The 25,796-nt window shown below is 37.2% G+C and carries 23 protein-coding genes; 12 read left to right on the forward strand and 11 right to left on the reverse strand.

Annotated elements, in window-relative coordinates:
* Positions 1-70 precede the first annotated feature (70 nt).
* Complete coding sequence (locus C1A06_RS02865) at positions 71-1,486, reverse strand: FISUMP domain-containing protein (RefSeq protein WP_101688721.1); 1,416 nt, start codon at positions 1,484-1,486, stop codon at positions 71-73.
* Between the two features lie 153 nt (positions 1,487-1,639).
* Entirely contained in the window at positions 1,640-2,170 is a 531-nt protein-coding gene (locus tag C1A06_RS02870; RefSeq protein WP_101688722.1) for an SXP/RAL-2 family ANIS5 domain-containing protein, read from the reverse strand.
* A gap of 120 nt (positions 2,171-2,290) precedes the next feature.
* On the opposite strand from C1A06_RS02870, the gene pgeF reads away from it, so the two are divergent.
* A complete protein-coding gene (pgeF, locus tag C1A06_RS02875; RefSeq protein ID WP_101688723.1) occupies positions 2,291-3,106 on the forward strand; it encodes a peptidoglycan editing factor PgeF in 816 nt (271 codons plus the stop codon).
* 100 nt (positions 3,107-3,206) lie between these two features.
* Positions 3,207-5,585 (forward strand): TonB-dependent receptor, encoded by a 2,379-nt coding sequence (locus C1A06_RS02880; RefSeq protein WP_101688868.1) that lies wholly within the window; start codon positions 3,207-3,209, stop codon positions 5,583-5,585.
* 150 nt (positions 5,586-5,735) lie between these two features.
* Here the strand turns inward: C1A06_RS02880 and C1A06_RS02885 are convergent, their stop codons facing one another.
* Positions 5,736-5,963, reverse strand: a complete 228-nt coding sequence (locus tag C1A06_RS02885; RefSeq protein ID WP_101688724.1) for a DUF2059 domain-containing protein — start codon at positions 5,961-5,963, stop codon at positions 5,736-5,738.
* A 429-nt stretch (positions 5,964-6,392) separates the two neighbouring features.
* On the opposite strand from C1A06_RS02885, the gene C1A06_RS02890 reads away from it, so the two are divergent.
* Positions 6,393-7,580, forward strand: a complete 1,188-nt coding sequence (locus tag C1A06_RS02890) for a class I SAM-dependent rRNA methyltransferase (RefSeq protein WP_101688725.1) — start codon at positions 6,393-6,395, stop codon at positions 7,578-7,580.
* 69 nt (positions 7,581-7,649) lie between these two features.
* Positions 7,650-8,534, forward strand: coding sequence for a transporter (locus tag C1A06_RS02895; protein ID WP_245871989.1), 885 nt, complete (start codon positions 7,650-7,652; stop codon positions 8,532-8,534).
* A gap of 7 nt (positions 8,535-8,541) precedes the next feature.
* Here C1A06_RS02895 and C1A06_RS15000 read toward each other — a convergent pair whose 3' ends face one another.
* Both C1A06_RS15000 and C1A06_RS02905 read right to left on the reverse strand, forming a co-directional pair.
* Positions 8,542-9,669: an NUDIX hydrolase gene (locus C1A06_RS15000; RefSeq protein WP_145996328.1), complete on the reverse strand. Its 1,128-nt coding sequence runs from the start codon at positions 9,667-9,669 to the stop codon at positions 8,542-8,544.
* 168 nt (positions 9,670-9,837) lie between these two features.
* Positions 9,838-10,320 (reverse strand): GtrA family protein, encoded by a 483-nt coding sequence (locus C1A06_RS02905; RefSeq protein ID WP_101688728.1) that lies wholly within the window; start codon positions 10,318-10,320, stop codon positions 9,838-9,840.
* A 209-nt stretch (positions 10,321-10,529) separates the two neighbouring features.
* Here C1A06_RS02905 and C1A06_RS02910 point away from each other — a divergent pair, with 209 nt between their 5' ends.
* Positions 10,530-11,138, forward strand: coding sequence for a bifunctional nuclease family protein (locus tag C1A06_RS02910; RefSeq protein WP_101688729.1), 609 nt, complete (start codon positions 10,530-10,532; stop codon positions 11,136-11,138).
* A 105-nt stretch (positions 11,139-11,243) separates the two neighbouring features.
* Here the strand turns inward: C1A06_RS02910 and C1A06_RS02915 are convergent, their stop codons facing one another.
* The 4 genes from C1A06_RS02915 to C1A06_RS02930 are packed head-to-tail and all read right to left on the reverse strand — an operon-like array spanning position 11,244 to position 14,230.
* Complete coding sequence (locus tag C1A06_RS02915; RefSeq protein ID WP_101688730.1) at positions 11,244-11,954, reverse strand: GIN domain-containing protein; 711 nt, start codon at positions 11,952-11,954, stop codon at positions 11,244-11,246.
* A gap of 1 nt (position 11,955) precedes the next feature.
* Entirely contained in the window at positions 11,956-13,167 is a 1,212-nt protein-coding gene (locus C1A06_RS02920; protein WP_145996329.1) for a DUF4097 family beta strand repeat-containing protein, read from the reverse strand.
* Between the two features lie 5 nt (positions 13,168-13,172).
* Complete coding sequence (locus C1A06_RS02925) at positions 13,173-13,691, reverse strand: hypothetical protein (RefSeq protein ID WP_101688732.1); 519 nt, start codon at positions 13,689-13,691, stop codon at positions 13,173-13,175.
* A complete protein-coding gene (locus tag C1A06_RS02930; protein WP_101688733.1) occupies positions 13,688-14,230 on the reverse strand; it encodes an RNA polymerase sigma factor in 543 nt (180 codons plus the stop codon). The genes C1A06_RS02925 and C1A06_RS02930 overlap by 4 nt, the downstream gene beginning before the upstream one ends.
* A 142-nt stretch (positions 14,231-14,372) precedes the next feature.
* Here C1A06_RS02930 and C1A06_RS02935 point away from each other — a divergent pair, with 142 nt between their 5' ends.
* The 4 genes from C1A06_RS02935 (at position 14,373) to C1A06_RS02950 (ending at position 20,106) form a co-directional block, all read left to right on the forward strand.
* The gene (locus C1A06_RS02935; RefSeq protein WP_101688734.1) at positions 14,373-15,494 is read left to right on the forward strand and encodes a hypothetical protein; all 1,122 of its coding nucleotides are present in this window, start codon (positions 14,373-14,375) and stop codon (positions 15,492-15,494) included.
* Positions 15,495-15,587: 93 nt separating this feature from the next.
* On the forward strand, positions 15,588-18,281 hold the full coding sequence (locus C1A06_RS02940; RefSeq protein WP_101688735.1) for an outer membrane beta-barrel protein: 2,694 nt from the start codon (positions 15,588-15,590) through the stop codon (positions 18,279-18,281).
* 100 nt (positions 18,282-18,381) lie between these two features.
* On the forward strand, positions 18,382-18,837 hold the full coding sequence (locus C1A06_RS02945) for a GatB/YqeY domain-containing protein (RefSeq protein WP_101688736.1): 456 nt from the start codon (positions 18,382-18,384) through the stop codon (positions 18,835-18,837).
* Positions 18,838-18,960: 123 nt separating this feature from the next.
* The gene (locus C1A06_RS02950; protein ID WP_101688737.1) at positions 18,961-20,106 is read left to right on the forward strand and encodes a sensor histidine kinase; all 1,146 of its coding nucleotides are present in this window, start codon (positions 18,961-18,963) and stop codon (positions 20,104-20,106) included.
* A gap of 4 nt (positions 20,107-20,110) precedes the next feature.
* On the opposite strand, the gene C1A06_RS02955 is transcribed toward C1A06_RS02950, so the two are convergent.
* The gene (locus C1A06_RS02955; RefSeq protein ID WP_101688738.1) at positions 20,111-20,794 is read right to left on the reverse strand and encodes a DUF4145 domain-containing protein; all 684 of its coding nucleotides are present in this window, start codon (positions 20,792-20,794) and stop codon (positions 20,111-20,113) included.
* Between the two features lie 300 nt (positions 20,795-21,094).
* Between C1A06_RS02955 and C1A06_RS02960 the strand changes: the two genes are divergently transcribed.
* The 3 genes from C1A06_RS02960 to fbp all read left to right on the forward strand — a co-directional run bounded on the left by C1A06_RS02960 (position 21,095) and on the right by fbp (position 25,476).
* Positions 21,095-22,555 (forward strand): POT-type proton-dependent oligopeptide transporter, encoded by a 1,461-nt coding sequence (locus C1A06_RS02960; protein WP_101688739.1) that lies wholly within the window; start codon positions 21,095-21,097, stop codon positions 22,553-22,555.
* A gap of 360 nt (positions 22,556-22,915) precedes the next feature.
* Positions 22,916-24,292, forward strand: a complete 1,377-nt coding sequence (gene tnaA, locus C1A06_RS02965; protein WP_101688740.1) for a tryptophanase TnaA — start codon at positions 22,916-22,918, stop codon at positions 24,290-24,292.
* 125 nt (positions 24,293-24,417) lie between these two features.
* Positions 24,418-25,476 carry a class 1 fructose-bisphosphatase gene (gene fbp, locus C1A06_RS02970; RefSeq protein ID WP_245871990.1) on the forward strand — a complete coding sequence of 353 codons (1,059 nt, stop codon included), beginning with the start codon at positions 24,418-24,420 and terminating at the stop codon, positions 25,474-25,476.
* 63 nt (positions 25,477-25,539) lie between these two features.
* Here fbp and C1A06_RS02975 read toward each other — a convergent pair whose 3' ends face one another.
* A complete protein-coding gene (locus C1A06_RS02975; protein ID WP_101688741.1) occupies positions 25,540-25,785 on the reverse strand; it encodes a hypothetical protein in 246 nt (81 codons plus the stop codon).
* Between the last annotated feature and the right edge of the window lie 11 nt (positions 25,786-25,796).

Raw genomic sequence — 25,796 nt, forward strand, 5'->3', positions numbered from 1 at the left:
CATTATGCTCCAAAAAGAAACAAAAAATCCAACTCGACTGAGCTGGATTTTCTTTATTATATTTTGAAATTTATTCTATAATTCTTTTGCAACGTACAGAAAAACAATTTGTTGCAGAGTGATAGGATCTGAAATAATTTGCACTTCCATAATATGTGTTGCTATAAAGAAACCATCTAAAATAACCATACGGAACATTGGTCTCTTTAGAACGAGCTTTATATGAGCTACTCCAGAAATATGCAGCTCTACCATAGTTGTAGGCACCTGGATTACCACTGACATCGGTTCCACTACCTACCAGATATGAGTCAAATCCTCCTTGGTTATATGTTTTCGAAGTACCTCCCGAACTGTAAGAAGCGATATCTGTTGTAGTCTTGAATACTCTACCAAGATTGGAGCCGGCACCATTAATTGCCTCTGGATGATGGTCGATATTATATCCAACCTCGGTTGCCGATCCTGCAGCCAGACTAGAGAATAAATTGGATTTCGCAGCCAGACCATTGGCTAAGTCTGTCCACTCTTGATCGCTAGGTAGATACCATCCTTCAGGACATATACCTCGGTACATTATATCTTTGTGCGTGGAACCTCCTTCATCGGCATTTGTTGTAGCTGGATACTCACTTGGTCCGGTGGATGTACCAACACCTATAGCTGTCCTCCAATTGTATAAAACTCCATACTGACTGTTCTGAGTCCCATTGGGGTGGTAGTATTTGGATACCGAGTAGTCATTTGGGTTTGTACCTTTTAAGTCAGTAAGACTACGGCCATCATTATCTTTTAATGCTCTAAGATTTTGTGTCATCCATACTCCATCGTCGAACGTTTCTTCGACTACTGTTTCTGTATAGGTATGCAGAACTTCTGTATTGGGATCACAGCTGTAATTATGGCTGATCTCATAAGTCGCGTCCATCGTTTTATAACCCACATAAAATCGTGTGTAGTTATAGGTTTGTTGAGTGTCGTTTTTACGATTGTCAGTAAAAGTACCGATGTATCCAAGTGGATAGTCAGTATTGCTTTTACCAGCCGGCCATCTGTCTGCAGGATTATTCGGATCAAGATATGTAAAACCTCGATTTTCTACTTTGATAAGCTTTCTACCTACATGCGTGATATCAGGATAGGGAACCAGTGGAGTCCATTTTTTACCATTCCACACATGTACGCCCGGACAAAAACGCTTTTCAATACTTTCTTCATTTTTCGTAATGTTGTAAACAACCAATCCAACGTGCTGATCGTGGTCTAATGTGTTGGCTTCTTTGCCCATAGTCTGAGCCAGATCGCCTTCTATGGCTTTTAGTGCAACTCGTGGTAGACCAAGACCTTTAGTAGAAAATGAAGGACTATTTTTTAGATCTAATAAAGCTCCTTGAGCTGGAGGAAGATCTGATCCTATTGTAACCTGAGCATGCACTGATGCATAGGTTATACAAACAGCAAAAGCTGTAAGTAATACTTTTTTCATTAGAAAATAGAATGTAAATTAAGAATTATATGTTGGAATGACTATAGATTAACTTACTGATCCACAGTCGTGAATCAGTAAAGTGATGGTTTTGTAATATTTTTTGTGTTCTAATAAATGCTCAAATCCTTAGGGTCTGAGTATTTATATCTATTAATAATTGTTTTTTGCTCTACGTTCTTTTTCTTTCAGCTTTTCTTTTTCAGCTTTATATTGAGCTTTTAGCTCTTTGATTCTTGCTTTTTTCTCAGATTTACTCAAGCGATCGTTATCTTCTACTTTTTCGATCATATCGTCATATTTATCTTCAAGACGATCGAGCATATCATCATATTTGTCAGAAACAATATCTTTAAAGTCTTCTCTTCCGTACTTCGAGTTCCATTTATTTATCTGAGTTTTGTTTAATATTTTATCAATATCTTTTCGTTTTTGCTCCGCTAAAGCACGTTTACGTTGCCCTTTTTCGTATCCACTGATGCTACGATCTTTGCCTATTGCACGGAATTTTTGGGCATATTCGCGATTCAGTTTTTTTATTTTCGAAACTTGATTTTGTGTTAGGTCTAGAAAATTTTCAGCTCTCTCAATGCCTTGATATATATCGTCATTATCGTATTTTGTTTGTGCTGAGGCTGTTGTTATAAATAAACCAAATAATAAAGTAACAAGAATTTTTTTCATAATTTAGTGATTTGGAATGTTTGTTATTAAATATTTGTATAAGTTGAGAAGGCAAAGTTATTAAATATTCTCATCAATTGTATCTATTAGATTCTATTGATTATTTTTAACAATTTTAAAATGAAGTATAAAATATCACATAGCATTGAATATTTAAACATTAATCTAACTGACGAGACAGAATTGTTTAGTTTTTTTACGACTCGTAGTAAAGGAGTAAGTACTGGCGAGTATAGTTCTCTGAATCTGGGAAATACGTCGGATGATGATCCTGATCATGTATACCAAAACAGAGAGGAACTGTGCAATATGATGAGTATTGATATCGATAATTTGATTATACCACGTCAGACGCATAGCTCAAATGTTTTTATTGTCGATCAATCTTTTCTATCTCTTTCAAAAGAAGAACGTTTACGGCAGCTAAGCGATACAGATGCCCTGATAACGAATGTTCCGGAGGTTTGCATTGGGGTTACTACGGCCGATTGCGTTCCGGTTTTGATTTATGATCCTATTAAGAGGGTATTTGCGGCCATTCATGCGGGATGGAAAGGAACTGTTGCCCATATAGCCGCAAAAACAATAGAGAAAATGCAACATGAATTCTGTTGTGATCCATCGTTGATGGTGGCTGCAATTGGTCCGTCAATATCTGTCGAAAAGTTCGAAGTAGGAGATGAAGTAGCTGAAATATTCGAGTCGGAAGGCTACGATATGAATACGATTTCGTATCGAAATCCGTCAACAGATAAAGCTCATATTGATCTGTGGAAAGCTAATTCGATACAGCTTGTAGAAGCAGGCATAAATACTAAAAATATAAAAATTGCCGGAATCTGTACTTACTCCAATCCCGATAGATTCTTTTCTGCGCGTCGTCAGACAATTCATTCCGGGCGTATGCTAGGGGGTGGTTTTATCCGTAAAAAATAGTTGTCGAAATCACTACTTCTAGTGATTGATCAAAAGTTTTGAATGCTGTTTCTTTGTAATAATCATAAGATTATATAACAAACATATATACATGTTAAGCATGAATAAACTTTTTTTGGCGATTATCGCTCTTTTACTATCATCATCAGTTTTGTACGCCGGTCCTATCGATCCGGAAAAATCGGAGCCAACGGATACTTTGTATACCGAGCTCAAAAAAGATGTAGTTGTACTATCATCTACTAAGGAAACGAATAGTCTGAGAACCCTTCCGGCTGCTGTTTCAATCTTTTCGCAGAAAAACTTAGAAGCATTGCAGGTTCATTCGTTTAAGGATCTGAGTGGAATCATTCCTAATTACTTTGCAGCCGATTATGGATCTAAAATGACTGCACCACTATATATCCGTGGCGTAGGTGCCAGATCGGGATATCAGACAGTGAGTATGTATGTGGATAATATCCCGTATTTCAATACAACTTCGTTCGATACCGAACTTTTCGATATTCAACGTGTCGAAGTGCTTCGCGGTACGCAAGGAACGCTTTATGGACGAAATGCAATGGGTGGTATCATGAATGTATATACTTATTCGCCAATAACATATCAAGGAAGCCGCATCCGTATCGGAGGTGGTAGCGATGGATATATGGAAGCGCAAGGATCGACATATATTAATCTGAATGAGAATGCAGGTGTTATGTTCGGTGCATACTACAACCAGAATGATGGTTATTTCAAAAATGAATTTAATGGCAAAGATGTTGATGACCTGAAAAATGGTGGTGCACGATTTAAAGCTGCTTGGAATATCACTCCAAGATTGTATTTGGCTTATTCGGCAAATCTAGATGTTGTGAAACAAGGTGCTTTCCCATATCATAGCCTCGAGACTGGTAAAATAGATATGAACTCGGAAGGATTTTACAATCGTCATCTATTTACAAATGGACTTTCTTTGCGTTATTCGGGTAAAGGATACGAAATCAACTCGACTACCGGATATCAGTATCTGAATGATGATATGAATATGGATAACGACCTTACGGCAGCTGCTATATTCGAAATCAACCAGCGTCAACGTCAAAATTCGGTTAGTCAGGAATTCACTATCAAATCGACTAACAACTCGTGGTATCAATGGTCGGCCGGAGCTTTTGGCTTCTACGACTACAAACATACAACACCACCGGTGTATATGATGAAAGACGGAATTCAGAAGTATATGCAGGGAATGATGGATCAGAATATCCCAGCTGACTATAAGGCGATGATGAATATCAAATTTACTGATGAAGAATTAAAATTGGATGGCAATTACAAGCAACCTACACATGGTTTGGCAATATTTCATCAGTCTACCTTCAACGATATTTTTGTAAAAGGTCTATCTGCTACACTAGGTGCGAGACTTGACTACGAAAAATCAAAATTAACTTACAATTCGCCTGCTGTTACCCATATGGATATGCGCATTGGCCCGCCGATGATGCCAACTAAGCCTTATGTATTGGATACTCTTATTTCGGGTAATGCTTCGGAAGATTATTTCGTATTCCTACCGAAAGCAGTTCTTAAATATGAATTTAATCCTGCGTCTTATATCTATGCATCGGCATCGCGTGGTTACAAAGCCGGAGGACATAACATACAGATGTTTGCTGACCTGTTGCAGGAAGCTGTGATGGCGCGTACTATCGATCAGGTAGCAACAGAACTACCAGGTTTAGTAAGCATGGGTATGCCTGCACATATGATAGATAGAATTATAGATAACCTGCCTAAATCGGATAAAACTCCGGTAAACGACCGTATTACCTATAAGCCTGAATACAGCTGGAACTACGAATTGGGCGGACAACAAGGTTTGTTCGATAATCGTTTGCTGATCAATTATGCGCTTTTCTGGATGGATATCAAGGATGTGCAATTGACTCAGTTCGTCGAGTCTGGCTCAGGGCGTATTGTTGCTAATGGCGGTAAGGCACGAAGCAGAGGTTTCGAATTAGGAATGAAAGCTCGTCCATGCGAAGGTTTCTATCTATATGCTAACTATGGTTTTGTGGATGCTAAATTCCGCGAATACATTACTGACGGACTTGATGAAAATGGCAAAAAAGTGAATGTAGATTATTCGGATAATCGTATTCCATTTGCTCCTCGATCAACATTCAGCGTTGGGGGTAATGTAAGTTATGATGTGAAACGTTGTCCGGTAGTAGATCGCATATCGTTGGATATGAACTATTCGGGAGTAGGCGAGGTTTATTGGAACGAAGCGAATTCGATGTCGCAAGGATATTACGGAACATTCAATGCAACACTTGGACTCGAGAAAGGTGCTTTCTCGCTAAATGTATGGGGCAAAAATATATTTGATCGCGAATACAACACATTTGTGTTCGAATCAGGCAAACAATACTTCGGACAGTTAGGCAAACCGGCGCGCTGGGGAGCATCATTGACTGTCAAACTCTAAAATAATTCATTGATAATTCTAAAGTTTGTAGGCTCGCAAGACACTCACTTGCGGGCTTATTTTTGCTCAAAGATTCTGTCCTTTGTGGAATGAAAAGAAAAAAAGAGAGACCATTTGGTCTCTCTTTTTGTAAAACGAACGTATATCCTTTTATTTTTTGTTGCAGTCAGCTGCCTTTTTCGAATCGCAGCATTTAGCTTCTTTCTTCGAGTCGCAACATTTTGCGTCTTTTTTCGAATCACAGCATTTAGCATTATCAGCCTTTTTAGTAGTGCAGCATTTTGCCGGCTCTTGTTTTTTATTTACATCTTGAGCCATTACACTAGATGAACATGCTAATGCCAATACAACAGCAAGTGAACATAATATTTTCTTCATAAGAGTTTTTCTTGTTTTATTATTTATAATTGTTCTTAATTGATGTTCCTAAAATAGGATGATTTAATTGTATAGATATTTAATAATTAGTTAATTTTTGATCTGAAAAACTTAAAATTATTCAAAGAGCTATTTTTATATACACTATTCAGTGCCATATATCGTATTGAATGAATTCAGACACTATATTATTTTCAATCTATTTTATCTATACTGTAGGTAATAAGTAACTTATAAAAAATATATACATGAAATATGAAATGGTGTAAAACTATACACAAGTGTTACTTTTTAACTAAATATGAATTGATAATCAGTACTATTACATTTTTTAAGGTTGTAACTGCTTACAGTAGTGAATTACTCGATTTAAATCGTATTTTTTGTGTAATTTTGTAGCCATTATTTAAGTATAGTAAAATAAACAGAATGAATTATAAGAAAATAACTCTTAGACCGCGAAAGGAAGAATCGTTAAAACGATTCCACCCATGGATCTTTTCGGGAGCAGTGCAATCGAAAGACCAGAACATCGAAGAGGGCGAAGTAGTATCGGTATACACTTCAGCCGGGGAGTTTATTGCCCGTGGGCATTATCAGATAGGAAGTATCGAGGTGCGTGTATTGACTTTCGAAGATATTGATATCGACCAGAAATTCTGGAACGATCGTCTATCGGCGGCTTTCACACTTCGTAAAGCTTTGGGTCTGATCAACGAGAATAACAATACATATCGTCTAGTTCATGGCGAGGGTGATAACCTTCCGGGATTGGTAATCGATATCTATGGCGAAACTGCCGTTATGCAATCGCATTCGGTAGGTATGCACCAATATCGGAATGAGATTTGTACTGCGCTACAGCAAGTGATGGGCCATACTATCAAACATATCTACTACAAATCGGAGACTACATTGCCGTTTAAGGCCGAATTGGGAGCCGAAAATGAATATCTGGTAGGAGGGAAGGACGTAAGTAATATTGTTGTTGAGAATGGCTTGAAATTTCATGGTGACTGGTTGAAAGGTCAGAAGACAGGCTTTTTTGTCGATCAGCGTGATAATCGTTCGTTACTCGAAAAATATTCGAAAGGACGTTCGGTACTGAATATGTTCTGCTATACCGGAGGTTTCTCGTTCTACGCAATGCGCGGAGGAGCAAAACTGGTTCACTCGGTAGATAGTTCGTCTAAAGCTATCATGATGACCGAAAAGAATGTGGAATTGAATTTCCCGAATGACGATCGTCACAAAGCATTTGCCGAAGACGCTTTCAAATATTTGAAAAATATAGGAAAAGATCAGTACGATCTTATAATTCTCGATCCACCGGCGTTTGCCAAACATCGTGGCGCTATTAAAAATGCGCTTCAGGGCTACAAACGTCTGAATGCAACTGCCTTCGAAAACATTGCACCCGGAGGTATTCTGTTTACATTCTCTTGCTCGCAGGCTATTACCAAAGACGCATTTCGTCTGGCAGTATTCAGTGCAGCGGCACAATCGGGTAGGAGAGTACGTATACTTCACCAATTGACACAACCTGCCGATCACCCGGTGAATATTTACCATCCCGAAGGAGAATATTTGAAAGGACTGGTACTTTATGTAGAATAACCTGACGGTATCTGTACGGATACCGTTATTTTAAAGACTAAAATGTCATTAGCGAAAATTAAATCGTATATGATGCCTATATCTATGTGTATAGGCGCAGTTGGTTACAATTGGTTTCAACATCTGTCCTTTTGCACTCCATATCTTATCGCTATCATGCTATTCATTTCGTATAGCAAGATATCTTGGCGTGAGATACAAATAACCCGTATGCACCTTGTTCTGCTAGCTATTCAGCTTTTTGGAAGCATTGGTGCGTATGTATTGCTGAATCCTCTGAATCCGTATATAGCGCAAGGGGCTATGATTTGCATGCTGGCACCTACGGCCACTTCGGCTGTTGTCATTACGGGTATGCTTGGAGGCAATATGGCTAGTTTGACATCATATAGTATTTTATGTAATGTGGTTGTAGCCTTGGTTGCACCCGTATTCTTTTCTATAATTGATGTTGGCTCAGCTCATCCGACTTTTATTCAGTCGCTGATTTCTATTTCGCAAAAGGTATTTTTGTTGCTCCTTTTACCTCTTATACTGGCTGTTGTGTTGGACGAGTACTTCTACAAGATACACAAGAAAGTTCAGGAAGCGCAATCACTCTCGTTCTACCTTTGGTCTGTGGCTCTTATAATCGTTACGGCTACCACCGTAAAATTCATTATGGCTCAAGATGCTTCTAACGAATTTGTATTGATAGGATTGGCACTTATCGCATTGCTGATCTGTATTTTTCAGTTTGTGGCAGGGCGTTATTTCGGCCGTAAGTACGGAGATACCGTTGCCGGAGGACAAGGATTGGGGCAGAAAAATACGATTTTGGCTATTTGGATGGCTCAGACTTACCTGAATCCCATTTCGTCTATCGCACCGGGAGCTTATGTCTTGTGGCAGAATATAATCAACTCTTATCAGGTTTGGCGTCAGATGAATAAGAAGGAGAAGAAAATCGCTTGATAGAAGGCTAGCTCTTGCAGAATAGACAATTCTCGTCTTTCAGCAGGATCATATTCTTCAGATATTCGAACTCAAGCTCGAAGTGTTCCGAGAAACTACCATCGGCAAATACTTCTTCTATCTGTTTAATTGTCCAGAATTTGCCTGACATTTTTTTCGTACGCTTGATATCCGATTCGTTCTGAATACTAGCTGTATAGAAAAAAACCAGTCTTTTGGTATCCTCATTTTCGTAAGGATATTTCAGGACATAGTTGATATCCATACTCACGTTCTGTGCTAGATTCTTTTTGATACTGTTTAGAACAGATTCACGCATAACATGACCATATAGAACATATTTTTCGAATGGATAGTCCAGCTTTCCGGGGAAGATTTTATCGTTAAGAGGACGTTCTTGAATAAAGACTTTTTCGCCACAGATCAGTGCTATACGAACAACCGGGTGCATGTATTTGTCCTTCATATTGAGCGATACAGATTTGGCAATCTTACCGGTTATATCTCCCGTTTCGGAGACGATGGGTATCCATTCTTCATTATTGAGTTTCTTGTATAATGATACTACACGCCATATTTCATATGCACTGGCTGCAAGCATTGCGAGAAGAGGTATAAAACGGAATATAAAAAGATCCCAGACATACTGATTCTCTATAGCGCCGGCATTTCTGAAATATAAATATATGATAATGACTGATATATGCAGGATGAAAAAGTAATTTATAAGCGATATTAACTGGACAAATCCATGAAAGAGAAGCTTCTGGCCGATATTGCATTTTCTGAGATAGCGTACTTTGATAAGTGTTCGACTCGATCTGAGAATCATGAAAAGCAACAATGTTGTTATTTCGAATACAATGAAGCAAAAATGATGATTCGAAATATAATCCTGCGTGAAGAACCAAGATAACAAGGTTACAGTCAAGCTCAGCATAATGAGACCAAATATCTTGTTGTATATATTGACTTTCAGGACGCGTCTGTTTATCTGATCGCCAACCAAAGTAAGAAGCAACGCAGTGCAGATGGCATAGGGTTGGTGTATGCCGAAAAAATACATTAGCGTATATACAATACAGGGGAATATAGCTATAATAGGAATTAATGTAAAATTACTATTATTATTCATAGGTTGATATGTGATTTTGTTCTATTATAACTGTTTTTCGGACAGTATTCGTGCATCTTAGGTTATAATATTCATCAAGAAGGATCTCATTTATCTTTAGTTTGATATTATAACAATGTATGTAGTCTTATTGTTTTGAAAAAAGTATATGTTTTTAGGATGATTGTTTTATTGTTGTTTTGCTGCTTTGAAAGTTACAAACTTATTGATTACAAATTGTATCATTGCAACTATCACTATTGATATGGTTTTTGCTAACATTTCGTTTAATCCCCAAACACCTATAAACAATGTAAGTAACATAGAACTGATACACATTCCACCGATGGCAATGGAAACGAAAGTTAAGAATCGCTTTAACTTCCTATCGGTAACTTTGAATGTGAAATAGCTATTGAGTACAAAATTATTGACTACAGCTAGCGTTTGACTGATGGTGTTCGAAACAAGGATATCTATCATTTTTATCGACATATTTCCAGCTAGCAATCCAGATATAAGGTAAGAGAAAGGATAATGGACGTTGAGTTTAGGCACTAGCAGATAGTAAATACCCATATCAATGACTAGTCCTATTACACCAACGATACCATATTTTATTAGTTCTCTGATCCCTTTTCGATGTAATAATTCTGTAAAGTTGAGTTGCATTAAAAATATGATGATAAAATGATAAACTGAAATTTTTTGACAAAAGTACAATAAAATATCTATCTATCGACCTTTTATAAACGGCAGTTTTATATGTTGTTAGTTTGATTTGGATATGGTGTTATATGCTTTTTATTTACTAAATAGGGCTGTAAAGAGAATTTATTCGTTATTTTTGAATAAGAATTAGCTTGTACGTAAGGATTATAATGATTAATAAAGTAAAATTATCGGTTTTAGGGTTTTCGTTCAATCAGAACAGAACCGGAGCCTATGGGCTTGTTTTGGCTGAAGAAAATGGTCTTCGTCGTCTGATGGTAATAGTTGGCACGCCGGAGGCACAGTCTATTGCATTCGAATTGCAAGGATCGACACCACCACGTCCATTGACACACGATTTGATATGTAATATTTTTACCTATTATTCCATCGATCTTATCGAAGTAAATATCTATAAATATAGTGATGGTGTATTTTTCTCGCGGTTGATATTGAAACAGGGCGATAATATTACGGAAATAGAATCACGTACATCAGATGCAGTTGGAATAGCTCTACGTACTGGATCGCCAATATATACAACAGAAGATATAATGCAAGAACTGAGCGTTGTTTTTGACGAAGCAAATGCAAAACGCAGTCAAGAAGGCTCGAAAGATACAATTGATAGTTATATGGGGTTTGCAAAGCCCGAAGATCAAGACTATTCATCGCTGAGCAAGAGTGAACTTGAAAAGCTTTTGGATGAAGCTGTTGCTAAGGAAAACTACGAGCTGGCATCCATTATTCGTGATGCTCTGAATAACAAGGATAATTGAACTATAGATTTAGATAAGACATAAAGAGAGGGGCTTTCACAAGTCCCTCTCTTTTTATTGTTTATTTTAATTTAATTATCACCTATAGGTTGATGTCTATATCAATTATTTGCTAACAGATGCGCTTTTGTCTTTAGCAATATTAATAGTGTCGTGTGTCAGCTTTCTCACATTTACAGAAGAGCCGCTAGTTGCATCTATGTTTACATTTTTAGCTTTGCCTTCTATCTTTGAGCTAGATCCGCTGCTGCTTGATATATTGATGTCATTAGCTATATCGACTGCCGTAAGTTTACTTGAAGATCCACTCGACGTTGATAGATTCAATGTCGGAGTTTTCAGATTTGCAATCTCAGAACTAGCTCCACTGCTAATATCAATAAAAACTGCTTCCGGAGCATTTATAGACTGGATATTGCATGAAGAGCCGGATGTAGTAGATATAGATAGCTCTTTCTTGGCAGTGACTTTTTCGGCCGTAAATTTACTTCCACTCGAAGTTGTTATTGCACTAAGCGACGGAGAGGAAATATACACTGTTATACTTTTATTTGTCTTAATATTAGTTTTCTTTTTAACAGCAATATTGAGTGTTTTACCATTTATCGAAGTTTCAACGGCATCCAATATTTTCTGATTCTCTGCCTCTACTTTTAGACTTAGTTTACTACTTTCTACGTATTTGACATGTATTCCACTGCTGATACTTATCTTGTCGAAAGAAGATATTTTTCTGTCTTCATTTACTTGTGCAAAAGCTGTTGCTATCCCTAATACAGAGAGGGTAATTAGCAGGATTGTCTTGTTTAATTTCATATTATTTTATATTTACGTTTGAATAAGAATTAGATACCTTCACTGATAATGATGGCGATGAATTGCCAATCAATACCTTTTTCGAAACGCTGAACGAATCGCTCTCGTCCGATATGGTTTTAGTATTGTATTTCTTCGATACAAATAAATCGCCATATTTTATGTTCGCTTCTACTGAAGCCGATATTGATTCGTCAAATGATAGGCTCACTGTAGAGTAGGACCCATTTACAGTAATGTTTTTCGATTTAGATGAAACCTTTCCAATATTAATTTTTGAGTAAGCAGCTTTTAAGTCTATGTTTTGTACTAATTCTCCAATTTCTATTTTGTCGTATTTTATGCTTGCGGTCAGATTATTGATGCTTTCTATCTGATATTTATTATACATCGACTGTTTATCGAAGTGTATTGTATTTACTTTTCCTAGTGATAATGAGTTATACTTACCATTCAAATTCAGAGTGTTGCTATTTTTAATACTTATTTTAGAATACATGGCATCGACTGATACATCCTTAGCATTATCCATTTTTAGAGAACCATATTTTATAGTGACTTTTGGTGTGTCTTTATCTGAATTTGCAATAGATGCATTGCCATAAGATAATCTTAAATTGTATAGCGCTTGTGCTTTATCTATACTAATATTTGCATAGTTAAGCTTTGCATCTACCGGGATCCCTTTGGGCAGAGAAATGATATAGTTGATGTAGTATCCCATTTCTCTAGATGATTCTGAAGTTTCGATATTCAATTCTCCATTTTTCATGAAAACATTAGCTTCCGCTTTTTGCATTTTTATATCGAAGTATTGTATTGTGACGTTAATCTTGCGGCTATTGGACTCTTTTATAGTCACATTTCCTCCGTTCTGATAAATATTAACCTTGGAAACATTATCAAACGATTTTTCTTCGATTCTATTCGGAGTTCTCTCTTTGTCAGATTTGTTACTCTGTACAACGATAACTTGCTTGCCGTTTTCGGATTTTAGCAGATTATTCACATCCTTATAAATATCTAGATCTGCTAGATTTGCTAGATCTGAAAGTGGCGCTAAGTCCTTGAGTTTATCTAGTTCGGAAAGAATTGATATATCGGAGGAATCTAACCAGTCCGGAGTTACTATTATATCTCTATTTTGACTACTCATCTGTAGAGGAAGAGTAAGAGATAAGGCTGCGATGATAAGTATTCTTAATATTTTCATAATGTTTAGCATTTAAAATGTGAACCTAAAGTGGTATTTATAAAGTTTAGAACCTCAAGATTGCGGTCGTAATGTTGTGTGACATAAAATAGGGCTAATTCCTGATCTTCGCTTTTAGATATATCTGCGACGAATTTTCTGTTTTCTGCAATTATTTTATCAATATCACGCTTCATTGCCATCGATGTTTCGCTGTCGGCATGTTCCAGCTTACACATAATATTATTGATCTGCTCATCCATTTGATGTTTGTAGAAATTGTTGAGATCGACAAATTCTTTTGACTGCATCAAGTCAGGAGCAACATTACTGTACTCGTTCCCCATGTGACTAAACTTAGTCCCTATAAAAATGACGATAGCTATACAAGCAGCTATTGATGCTATGGTAGTGATTAATCGTACTCGCGTTGCACGTCGTTTGCTCTTATCCTGTTTTTGCAGAAGAGCTTCGAATCGTTCGAGATGCCCATCTGGCAATTCCATATCATCGAACAGATCTTTGTTATTTCTTATACTCTTCATTGTCTGTATGTTTCTAAAATGTTTAATACTTTTTGCTTTGCTCTCATATATTGTACACGTGATGTACCTACTTTAATATTCAGTATGTCCGAAATCTCTTTATGATCGTAGCCTTCAATGAGATATAACGTGATGATAACTCGAAGGTTATCCGGTAGCTCAGTTATAGCTTGTTTTATGGCTTTTACCATTTCGGTCGTTGCTTCCCAATCATCAGTATCGTCCTCGATGATATCATACTTGATATTTTCATTGATCGCTACCAAATCAATATTTTTCTGCCTGAGTTTGTCGATAGACGTATTCACTGCTATACGCGTTATCCATGCACCTAGAGGAACACTTTCGTTGTACTGTTCCATTTTGGCAAAAATTTTCAAAAAACTCTCTTGCATTGCATCCTCGGCATCCATCTGATTTTGCAATATTCTAAAACAACTATTATAAATTTGCCGGCTGTACATGCTGTATAGCTCGAGCTGAGCATTTCGCTCGCCTTTACAACAACGTGTGACTATTTCAGTCTCGGCCAAATTCATTCTTTTTTATTTCGGTTTCATTATATATGACGAAAAAAAATATCGAGAGTTACAACTTATCTCGATTAATAATGTTTATTTTTATAAAGGTACATATAACGAAGCGAAAAGTTATCTTTGTAATAAGGATTAGATAATAGTTATGGAAGAGAAGAAATGTCCACTATGTGGTAAAGATATTCAAGATGATAAAGCTTTCTGCGACGACTGTAGGCAGATAGCTCAAGATGAGCTACCGGAAGCTTTTTACGATAAAAAAGGAGATGGGGAAGAAACTGAAATTCCGAAAGAAGTAGATCTAGAGTATGTTATCGATCAAGCTTTTCCGGCGAAGAAAAAAACTCGGAAAGTTCGAAATACAATATTGTTTATTATTTTGGCTGCACTACTTCTAGCTATAGGCTGGTATAGTGCAAGTCGCGTAGTAGAAACAAAGGCTTTTGATCAGACTGAAGCAATAATCTGGGAAAATACGCTTGAAGAAAATACTTTGTTGGCATATTCGAAATACTTAGTCAAATATCCTGAAGGAACTTTTGCTGCGCAGGCCGAATCAAAGATCGAAGAATTTCATCAGGTTGAAAAGGATGAATGGGAACAAATACGATCAATCAATAATATTGCCGATCTGATTGGCTATTCGAAAGCAAATCTTGGTACGACTTATCAGGATGAGATCAGCGAGAAGATTGATTCGTTGGCTTGGTTGAAAGCTACAACTGAAGGAACTAAGACCGCTTATTTATTTTATATCGAAAATTCGGATCTGGGGGTTTATCCAGGGAAATATAAAGAGCAGGCTCAAGCACTTTATGCCGCAGGTGAGCCACAACCGGTAGAAGAAAAGCCGGTAGTTGAGGAAAAACCTGCACCGGTAGCTGTTACTGGGCAAGACCTGAAAGATGTTGAAAAACGTATTTATGATTTGGCCGATCATATTTCCAGCTATCGATTCGAAAAGGCTAAAAAGTTAATGATTCCGACACTTGATAGTTATTTCGGACTGAGGAAAAAGACTACAACGTCTATATTCTCCGAATTTAAAAATGACATGTATAAGAAAGGTATCAAGGCGCAAGGTTTTTATATATTCCCTAAATCGTTATCTGTAAAGGTAGATGACAAAGGAATATATATTGTTGAAATTCGTGTTCAGAAGAAGATAACTTACATCTCGTCAAAGAAAAAGCCAGCTAACGAATATTTCAATCTTAGAATTAAGCTGAATAAAAATAAGCTGGTACAATCGGTTGAGAAAATATAAATCTGTACGATTTAACATCTCGATTTGTGGATTTTCGCAAGTTTGAGCATTTATTCTATAAATGCATTAACTTAGTACGGTCATAAATCAAGAATGAAGAAATACCTTTTCATATTACTAACACTACTAATATCGACAACTACTTTTGCTCAGAAAAGTAGTCCGACTTCGGGCTATGTAGAAGGCGTTGTTATGGATAAGAAAACAAAGGAACCAGTTTATTCCGCTGTAGTTTCTTTGCGCAGTGTAGCAGATAGTACTCTGTTGAATGGTATTATGACCGATACGATTGGCTATTTTCGTATTGGCGCTCCCAAAGGAGATTATGCCTTAGATATTTCGTTAGTCGGATACGATGGCTTTTCGAAACGAGTGTCGATAGGATTGAAAAATGAGATATTGTCGCTCGACACAATTTATATTCAGGATAAAGTAATTCATCTGGGAGAGGCTGTGATCACAGCTGAAGTCCCCTCAATAGTCAACAAAGGAGATACTATCGAATACAATGCAAATTCTTTTGCATCGGAAGAGAATGCAGTTTTACGTGATCTTATAAACGAAATACCGGGTCTTGAGGTAGACGATGAAGGTAGGATTACAGCAAACGGAAAGCCTGTTAATAAAATATTGGTTGATGGTAAAGAATTTTTCGGGAATGATATTCCCTTGGCTTTGGCTAATCTGCCGGCCAATATGATCAAGAAATTGCAGATTTTTAAAGAGGATTCGAAGACAGCAAAGATTACCGGTTTTAAAGAGCAAGATCAGGACCAGACACTGAATCTGGTTGTAAAAGACGAATTGAAACAAAGTCTTTTTGGCAATATAAAAGCCGGCTATGGATCTAGTGGAAGATATACATCCAATCTGGTAGCAAACTATATGCGAGGTGAAACGCAGGCAGCGTTAGTTGGGAATTTAGGCAATGTCAGCGAGTTTCCCGGATTCTATGATAATGGAGAATCCAAGAATCAAAATCTAGGAACGAATATTTATTTCGAACCGGTGAAAGATATGAAGATTGGTACTTTTGGCCGTTTCGGAAACGATCAGAACCAATCTGTTACAACATCTACAATGCAGACATATCTGGAGGATGGCGATCGTTGGTCGAAAAGTGTATCGTCAAATCTGAGTAAACAGCAGAGTTTTAATTTCGGCTTCAATTTAAGTTGGGATATCGATTCGCTGACTTATATTTATGCAAATTCATCAGTACAGCTGGGAGATAATATATCGCAAAATCGGAGTTCAAATATCTCGTATGTTGAGAATTTGACAGATACTACCTCGGCAAATTACGATAGTTGGAATCGTTCGAAAAGTCATACAATCAATAGCTCGTTGACTTTTGGCCGACGTTTCAGCGAAGATGGTCGCTCGATAAGTTTATCATTGCAGCACAGCACCAGGCGAGGACGTGATAAAGGCACAAATAATTCGTTGACCGAATATACCAATGACACAACTGCCATAGACCTCGATCAACAGTCTAAAGCGCATGACAAGAATGATACATACGGAATAACATTCTCGTATATCGAACCCTTAGGAAAAGATAATCGTTTGAGACTGTCTTATTCGATCAATAACAATAAGATGAATCGTGATCGTAATACATGGAAACCCAACCTGAATGGTGATTATTTAATTCTGGATAGCGCTTATACACGTGAAACTGATAATAGAAATACAAATCAGAGTATAAGCCTCGAGTTTCAGCGTACACGCGAAAAATACGACCTTACACTCGGTTTCAGTGTCGATCCGTCATATTCAAGAAGCTCTATCTGGATGCTCGATTCGTTGGTGGACGAAGTGAAGCAGAACGTAGTAAATTACTCGCCTGATTTAAGATTCTCGTATCGTCCTAATGATAATAGCAGTTTCGATATAACATATAATGGGCGAACCAGTCAGGCTTCTACCAATCAACTTTCTGCCGATACTACTATCTTGAATGCATCGAATAAATATTATGGTAATCCCGACCTGAAACCCAGCTATTCAAATAGATTGAATCTGAATTATCAGAAATCGGATTACGAGATTGGTCGTTTTATGATGATTTCGGCAGGGTTTGACTATACGCTGAACAGCATTGCCAATTATACCTTGATAGACGCAAAAGGAAATACCGAGAATAGCTATCGGAATGTGAATGGAAATATGGGTGCGAATGCTTATTTTATGTATAACACGCCACTGAAAAACAAGAAGATAACGATCAGTACCTACACCAATGCAAATTACACGCGTTATGTAGGTTTTACGAATACAAAGAAAGCTATAACAAATAGCATTTATCTGACCGAAGGATTGGCATTCAATTATAAAGATAAGAAATTCACTGGACGACTCAGTGGAGCTTACTCTTACAATTTGGCTAGAAATAGCCTATCGAAGGCCAATGACAGATCGACATCAACGTATAGGTTGACAAATAACCTGACGTTCAAATTGCCGTACGATTTTTCGATTCGAAGCGATATTCAATTCAACTATTATGCGGGATTTGGCGAAGATTTCAAGAAATCGGAGTTTGTATGGAATGCTTATATCGAAAAAAATCTGCTGAAAGATAAGAAAGGAACTATCCGTTTGCAAGTATTTGATATATTGAATGATCGGAATAGCCTAAGACGTACGACAAACAGCAATTATTCTTCCGATTCGTATACCAAATCTATAAACCGGTATATGATGCTTACGTTTAGTTATCGCTTCAATAGCTTTGGTGGAGGCGGCTCGGATCCATCGATGATGGGTTATCCCATGATGTAACGAGAGAATAGAGGCCATTTGCTAAATGTTTGCTTACATATTTTCTCTATTTGTAAGAATAATGTGTAAATTTGAGAGACGAATATAAAAAAGCAATTATATGAACCTATTTGATCGAGTAAGCGAAGATATTAAGGATGCTATGCGCGCAAAAGACAAAATACGTCTGGAAGCACTGCGTGGTATAAAAAAAGAATTTATTGAGGCAAAAACAGCAAAAGGAGCCAGTCATGACCTGACTGACGACGCAGCATTGCTTATTATCCAGAAAATGGTAAAACAACGTAAGGATAGTGCTACTATTTATCGTGGACAAGGTCGCCCCGAATTAGCCGATCAAGAGCTTGCTGAGGTTGCTGTTTTAGAAGTTTACTTACCAAAACAATTAACACCCGAAGAACTTACTGTCGAAGTACGTAAGATCATAGAAGAAGTAGGAGCTACCTCTCCGGCTGATATGGGTAAAGTGATGGGTTCAGCAGCTCGTAAATTGGCAGGTATTGCAGCCGGACGCGATATCTCGGATACAGTGAAAAAATTGCTGTCAGAAAAATAATATCATCAAGAGTTATACTCTATAAATAGGGCAGAGCTACATAATCTTGTGTACTCTGCCTTTGCATTTTATACGAATTACACTTAATTTGCGTTATCAATTAACAGATAAAAGAATTCATGGATGAGACTATCGGAAAATAAGGTACTTTTTAAATACTTATTTATCCTTGTAGCTGTGTTTATAGCTATCGGGTCGGTAGTTGTATCCAATCTGTTGGTAAATGATCTTGCCAAAGAAGAACGCAATAAAATAAGTATCTGGGCCGAGGCCACCAAAGAAGTTGCGAGCAGCGAAGACGGACAGAATAATATGAATCTGATCATCAAGATCCTTGAGAGCAATACTACGATTCCCGTTATTTTACACGATTCGAAAGAAGATTGTTTCACATCCGTAAATATCGATCTTCCGGAAACTGCGGAACAGGATTTTCTGCGGAAAAAAGCCGAGAAGTTTAAGCATAAAAACGAACCTATTGTCATCGCGGCAGAGGATTTCGAGCAATATGTTTATTACGACGACTCGTATACCCTGAAGCAATTGCAAGCATATCCCTATATTCAGATGGGTGTTCTTTTTGTGTTTGTTCTTACATCTATCCTCGCATTTCTTAGCTCGAAACGATTAGAGCAAGATCGTCTTTGGGTTGGTTTGACTAAGGAAACAGCACATCAACTTGGTACACCTATATCTTCACTGATGGCTTGGATAGAATATCTGAGAATGAAGCATACCGATCCGTCGATATTGGAAAGTATGGAAAAAGATATCGTCCGCCTGCAAATGATTACCGACCGATTTTCGAAAGTAGGTTCTGCTCAGGCTCTCGAATCGGCTGATATGGGGAAACTGATAGTATCTACAGTCGATTACCTGAGCAGTAGAATATCTAAAAAGGTCAACTTCGTTTTTCAGATGCCAGACGAGCCGATTTATGCTAAAGTTAGTACAACACTTTTCGAATGGGTAATTGAGAATCTGACGAAGAACGCTGTTGATGCTATGAGCGGTCAAGGCGAAATCATATTTACTCTGGAAAAAATAGAAGATCGTGTATTTATTGATATTTCGGATACCGGAAAAGGATTATTGAAATCGAAATTCAAAGAAATTTTTACACCCGGATATACAACCAAGTCGCGAGGGTGGGGATTGGGCTTATCCTTGGCTAAGCGTATTGTAGAGCAGTATCATGGGGGAAGGATCTATGTAAAATCATCAGAAATAAATATCGGAACTACATTCAGAATCGAGTTAAAGAAGTAAGTTTTTATCTAAACTCTGTCATGTCTTCCAAAAGCTTTTTTGTCTGGATTTCAGATTCGATCCAATGTAGGGTTAATGATATTAGAGCTTTTAAGTCATTTACATCTTTGTTTTCCCATTTCCTAGTATAATGAGTTTCGTCATTTCCTAACCATACGGCCCTTGCACTAACATTCTTAATATTTGCGTTCTCTATATCCTCTCTAATACAATTATTAAGAAATTTGTTTTTTATCGCATCGTGTTTATCTTCGGGTTGTGTTGATATTAAGTAATCTTTTATCAAAAACTCTAATGCTTTTCTATACCCTGTTCCGCAAATTTGATCCAATCCCATTTGTTCGGCAGCATAGGCTTGATTGTATATTATGACAAAATTGGGAGATAGCTCTGCAATAGTATTGGAGAAATCCTTTGATGTAGGACTAGCTGTTGGTAATATTTTCTCAAAATGTCCATATCCCTGATTAGTTTTATTGAAACGAACTATAAATACTTTTTGGCAGGAACTATTTGTACATCTGGAAAAAACATCGGCATATCCAGAACCAAAATCTTCTCTAATGGAAAATATATATTGGGGAACAATTGTTGTTTGGCAAAAAGGACAACAAAGGGATTTATTTTCAATTTTATAAAACACAGCACTTTTGGGATTATACCAAAAACCGATTTCAACTAATTCCATACGAATTTAATTTATAATTGTATTACAAATATAACAAAACAAAGGAAACTATATGATTGATCCTCTATTTAAGAGTAATAAGCTTATCTATATTGTTTTAATATTGGACTTCAAGCAAGAAAGCGTATGATGAGAAATTTTGGAAACTATGTATACAAGTGTTACTTTTTATCATCTAATCAGCGAGAAAAGTTGATTGAATATTTTTTAGCCTTGTGCCGAAGCCTTTTTTTTGTATTTTTGACGGTTCTTGAATTAGCAAATAAGATCTAATATCAATATTGACTATCAAAATTAACAATGGCAAAATTTTCTAAAGCATTTTGGGTAGCCAATTCAGTCGAGCTTCTGGAACGATTGGCTTACTACGCAGTTTTCATTTCACTTACACTTTATTTATCGAATATCTGGAGTTTTTCGGATATCGAAGCAGGTATTATTTCCGGAATCTTCTCGGCGTGTCTTTATCTACTTCCTACTTTTATGGGAGCATATTCAGACAAGATAGGCTTCCGTAAAGCAATTATGATTGCTTTCTCATTATTGACAATCGGTTATTTAGGTTTGGCTGTGCTTCCAACTATGCTGGAAAGTGCAGGCTTGGTTTCGTATGGAGCAGCGAACGCTTCAGAACTTAATCCCGACAGTTTTATCGATAGCTTGATCGGAAATTTCAAAGAATTTTTCGTGTCTATCGGAGTTGGTGACTTTGGCCGTCATACGACATTTACCGGTCTGGAGACAAGTGCACAGCGTTGGACAATAGTTCCAGTTCTGATGTTCTTAGTTGTTGGAGGAGCATTTATTAAATCCGTAATTTCGGGTACAGTAGCTAAAGAAACAACAGCAGAAACACGTGCACGCGGATTTGCTATTTTCTATATGATGGTAAACATCGGAGCCTTTACAGGAAAGACTATTGTCGATCCTTTGCGTAAAGCGCTGGGTGATGAGGGTATGATCTACTTGAATTATTTTTCGGCAGCAGCAACACTTATAGCCCTGATACTAGTATTCTTCTTCTATCAATCGTCTAAGACAGAAGGTCAGGGTAAGACATTTAGTGAAATATGGCAGGCTTTCCTTAAAGTTTGTACAAATGGTCGTCTGATTGCATTGATACTTATCACTACCGGATTCTGGACTGTGCAGCAACAAATGTATGCATCGATGCCAAAATATGTAATCCGTCTGGTTGGTGATGGAGCTACTCCGGCTTGGATATCGAACGTAAATCCATTAGTGGTATTTCTGCTAGTGAATTTAGTTACAACATTGATGAAGAAACGCTCTGCAATTGCATCTATCACAGTGGGAATGTTTATTATTCCAATATCAGCTTTGATTATGGCTAGCGGGAACTTGGTGCAAGGCGATATTCTGGGCTTCCACCCGATAACATTTATGATGATTGTAGGTATTGCTTTTCAAGCTTTGGCCGAATGTTTCATTTCGCCTCGATTCCTTGAATATTTCTCGTTACAATCACCTAAAGGTGAAGAAGGTTTGTATCTTGGATTTAGCCATCTGCATTCGTTTTTCTCTTCACTTATAGCATTTGGTATCTCAGGATTCTTGTTGGAAGCGTTTGTCCCAGATCCGAAGACTCTACCTCCGGGCACTGATTATGCAGCTGCAACAGCTAATGCACATTACTTGTGGCTGGTATTTTTCGGTATTGGATTGATTTCGGCAATAGCACTGATTATCTATTCACAAGTTGTAAAGAAACTTGATGCTCAGAAAGCAGCCAAGGTATAAATAGCAAGTTAAAAATATCAATTGATATAAAGCACTTATAGGTCAATCCTATAGGTGCTTTTTTTATTGCCGGTATTCGAATAGCATATGCCTGATTATCTTGCTTAGCTTACTATTTAACATCGAAGTGTTGACAAATTGAAATAATATTGATTATATTTATGCTTTAGAATAAAATTGGTTGTTCTATACTATGAAGCATGAATACAATGATATAGCATATGTAAATCTATTCTTGAATATAAAGAGAAGAGATGGCTATTGTGACTAAAACTATCATTTTGTTTTATTTGCAGTATGTTTCGTATTTCGATTATTCTGCTATTATCAACTATTTTACAACCTTAAAAATTTTATTATATGGAATTACCTTTTGCTGAATCGTGGAAAATTAAGATGATTGAACCTATCCGTAAAAGCACACGCGAAGAACGTGAAAAATGGATAGAAGATGCGCATTACAATGTTTTTCAGTTAAGAGCTCAACAAGTATATATCGATTTGTTGACCGACTCGGGAACCGGAGCTATGAGCGATCGCCAATGGGCGGCAATGATGATCGGCGACGAAAGCTATGCAGGAGCCGACTCGTATTACCATCTGAAAGAAACTGTTGAGAAAATAACAGGATTCAAATATTTCATACCTACTCATCAGGGACGTGCTGCCGAGAATGTTTTATTCTCATGCCTAGTAAAAGAAGGAGACGTTTGCCCCGGAAATTCACATTTCGATACAACGAAAGGGCATATCGAGTCTCGTAAAGCTATAGCTTTAGACTGTACAGTTGACGAAGCTAAGGATACGCAGCTTGAAGTACCTTTCAAAGGGAATGTAGATATCAAGAAGCTTGAAAAGGCTTTGGAAGATTATAAAGACAGAATTCCTTTCGTTATTGTTACATGTACCAACAATACAGCTGGAGGACAACCCGTATCGATGCAGAATTTGCGTGAAGTACGCGAACTGGCTAATAAGTATGGTAAAAAAGTTATTATCGACTCGGCTCGATTTGCTGAAAATGCATATTTCATCAAAATGAGAGAGAAAGGATACGAAAATAAATCAATCAAAGAGATTTGCCTCGAGATGTTTTCGTATGCCGATGGTATGACTATGAGTGCCAAAAAAGATGCCATTGTAAGCATGGGTGGTTTTATTGCCACCAATGAAGAAAGCTGGTACGAAGCTGCTAAAGTGAAATGTATCGCGTTTGAGGGATATGTTACCTACGGAGGTATGAGCGGCCGCGATATGGAGGCTCTGTCGGTTGGTCTTGACGAGAATACCGAATTCGAGAATCTTGAGACTCGTATTAAACAAGTTGAATATTTAGGCAAAAAACTGGATGAATATGGTATTCCATATCAGCGTCCGGCAGGAGGCCATGCAATATTTGTTGATGCATCCAAAGTTTTAACACATGTACCTAAAGAACAATTCCCGGCTCAGACATTGACTGTAGAATTGTATCTTGAGGCAGGAATCCGTGCATGCGAAATAGGATATATCCTTGCCGATAGAGATCCTATAACGCGTGAGAATCGTTTTGACGGATTGGATTTTGTTCGCTTGGCAATTCCACGTCGTGTGTATACTGACAATCATATGAATGTGATTGCCGCTGCCTTGAAAAATGTATTCGGCAGACGTGAAACTATTACCAAAGGCCTTGAAATAGACTGGGAGGCTGAAATTTTACGTCACTTTACTGTAAAATTAAGGAGAGCTAAATAAATTTAAAGAGCAGTATCATCCTCAAAAGTGATACTGCTTAATTTGCTTTTCGATTTTAAATGATATAATTTTAGAAACACATAATTAGAACTAACTACTATAATAACCTTTAAAAACACATTGCTATGGAAGATATGAAAGAAATTCCAAAGGAAACAACAAGAAAGACCCTCGACGAGTTTATTATCGAAAAACAAGAAGATTTTCAGTATTCTACGGGTGAGCTATCACGGCTTTTGAACTCCATTTTATTGGCTGCGCGTGTTGTTACCTACAAGGTAGGTAAGGCTGGCTTGGTCGATATCATCGGACGTGCAGGTGCTACGAATGTTCAAGGAGAAGATCAGCAAAAACTGGATGTTTATGCAAACAATGTATTTATTCAGACATTGATAAACCGTGAGATTGTTTGCGGTATTGCTTCCGAAGAAAATGATAACTTTATTACGATCAAAGGTCTTGACGGAGGACACAATAATAAATATATTATTCTGATGGATCCACTGGATGGATCATCAAATATTGAAGTTAATGTTTCGGTTGGAACCATATTTTCAATCTATCGAAGAATTTCTCCGGTAGGAACTCCCGTAACTATTGATGATTTCTTGCAACCAGGTGTTAATCAGGTTGCTGCAGGGTATATCCTTTATGGAACATCTACAATGATTGTATACTCTACGGGTAATAAAGTAAATGGATTTACATTAAATCCGGCTATTGGTAGTTTTTATTTGTCACATCCTGATATGAGATTCCCTGAAAAAGGAAGTATCTATTCGGTGAATGAAGGAAACTACATCCGTTTCCCTCAAGGAGTGAAGGACTATATTAAGTACTGTCAGGAAGAAGTTGAAGACAGACCATATACAAGCCGTTATATCGGTAGCTTGGTTTCTGATTTTCATAGAAATCTTCTGAAGGGTGGTATTTATATGTACCCATCATCTCAGAAAGCTCCAAGAGGAAAATTACGCTTACTCTACGAGTGTAATCCAATTGCTTTCTTGGCCGAAAAAGCTGGTGGAAAAGCATCGGATGGAATGAGACGGATATTGGAATTAAAACCAAAGGAACTTCATCAACGCACACCTTTCTATTGTGGAAATGCGGAAATGGTAGATAAGGTGGAAGAGTTTATTAGACAAGCAAAAGGTGTAGATACCAATAAAGACTTGGTTTAGTATATTTTTAAATTATTCAAACATCTGCAAAAGCCTATCATACAGCTTTTGCAGATGTTTTTTTTACCTAAAATTCATATTCATATTCATCGAGCATAAGGTGAAGCCTCCGATAGAACATAATAGACCTGCCAAAATAACCCATAGCCCTCTGAAAACTATTTTTTTATTTTGAGTTATAGCTCCCACAATGGATATTATCAAACCTACAACTGCTACGACAGGTCCAAGGAAGAACATTGCAATTCCGATATTCTCCAGTTCAGAAACTCTTAACAAATGAAATAGGGATAGAAGCATATCTGTCATAATAGGTTTAT

Origin of the sequence: Dysgonomonas massiliensis (assembly GCF_900240225.1) — a bacterium.
GTDB lineage: Bacteria > Bacteroidota > Bacteroidia > Bacteroidales > Dysgonomonadaceae > Dysgonomonas > Dysgonomonas massiliensis.

Excerpts from the sequence above, each read along its gene's own strand:
- C1A06_RS02885 (WP_101688724.1), bottom strand. The coding sequence starts at position 5,963 with ATGAAGAAAATATTATGTTCACTTGCTGTTGTATTGGCATTAGCATGT.
- fbp (WP_245871990.1), top strand. The coding sequence starts at position 24,418 with ATGGAAGATATGAAAGAAATTCCAAAGGAAACAACAAGAAAGACCCTC.
- C1A06_RS02960 (WP_101688739.1), top strand. The coding sequence starts at position 21,095 with ATGGCAAAATTTTCTAAAGCATTTTGGGTAGCCAATTCAGTCGAGCTT.
- C1A06_RS02915 (WP_101688730.1), bottom strand. The coding sequence starts at position 11,954 with ATGAAATTAAACAAGACAATCCTGCTAATTACCCTCTCTGTATTAGGG.
- C1A06_RS02940 (WP_101688735.1), top strand. The coding sequence starts at position 15,588 with ATGAAGAAATACCTTTTCATATTACTAACACTACTAATATCGACAACT.
- C1A06_RS02975 (WP_101688741.1), bottom strand. The coding sequence starts at position 25,785 with ATGACAGATATGCTTCTATCCCTATTTCATTTGTTAAGAGTTTCTGAA.
- C1A06_RS02890 (WP_101688725.1), top strand. The coding sequence starts at position 6,393 with ATGAATTATAAGAAAATAACTCTTAGACCGCGAAAGGAAGAATCGTTA.
- C1A06_RS02870 (WP_101688722.1), bottom strand. The coding sequence starts at position 2,170 with ATGAAAAAAATTCTTGTTACTTTATTATTTGGTTTATTTATAACAACA.
- C1A06_RS02925 (WP_101688732.1), bottom strand. The coding sequence starts at position 13,691 with ATGAAGAGTATAAGAAATAACAAAGATCTGTTCGATGATATGGAATTG.
- C1A06_RS02935 (WP_101688734.1), top strand. The coding sequence starts at position 14,373 with ATGGAAGAGAAGAAATGTCCACTATGTGGTAAAGATATTCAAGATGAT.
- tnaA (WP_101688740.1), top strand. The coding sequence starts at position 22,916 with ATGGAATTACCTTTTGCTGAATCGTGGAAAATTAAGATGATTGAACCT.
- pgeF (WP_101688723.1), top strand. The coding sequence starts at position 2,291 with ATGAAGTATAAAATATCACATAGCATTGAATATTTAAACATTAATCTA.
- C1A06_RS02905 (WP_101688728.1), bottom strand. The coding sequence starts at position 10,320 with ATGCAACTCAACTTTACAGAATTATTACATCGAAAAGGGATCAGAGAA.
- C1A06_RS02865 (WP_101688721.1), bottom strand. The coding sequence starts at position 1,486 with ATGAAAAAAGTATTACTTACAGCTTTTGCTGTTTGTATAACCTATGCA.
- C1A06_RS02895 (WP_245871989.1), top strand. The coding sequence starts at position 7,650 with ATGATGCCTATATCTATGTGTATAGGCGCAGTTGGTTACAATTGGTTT.
- C1A06_RS02910 (WP_101688729.1), top strand. The coding sequence starts at position 10,530 with ATGATTAATAAAGTAAAATTATCGGTTTTAGGGTTTTCGTTCAATCAG.
- C1A06_RS15000 (WP_145996328.1), bottom strand. The coding sequence starts at position 9,669 with ATGAATAATAATAGTAATTTTACATTAATTCCTATTATAGCTATATTC.
- C1A06_RS02955 (WP_101688738.1), bottom strand. The coding sequence starts at position 20,794 with ATGGAATTAGTTGAAATCGGTTTTTGGTATAATCCCAAAAGTGCTGTG.
- C1A06_RS02930 (WP_101688733.1), bottom strand. The coding sequence starts at position 14,230 with ATGAATTTGGCCGAGACTGAAATAGTCACACGTTGTTGTAAAGGCGAG.
- C1A06_RS02950 (WP_101688737.1), top strand. The coding sequence starts at position 18,961 with ATGAGACTATCGGAAAATAAGGTACTTTTTAAATACTTATTTATCCTT.
- C1A06_RS02880 (WP_101688868.1), top strand. The coding sequence starts at position 3,207 with ATGAATAAACTTTTTTTGGCGATTATCGCTCTTTTACTATCATCATCA.
- C1A06_RS02920 (WP_145996329.1), bottom strand. The coding sequence starts at position 13,167 with ATGAAAATATTAAGAATACTTATCATCGCAGCCTTATCTCTTACTCTT.
- C1A06_RS02945 (WP_101688736.1), top strand. The coding sequence starts at position 18,382 with ATGAACCTATTTGATCGAGTAAGCGAAGATATTAAGGATGCTATGCGC.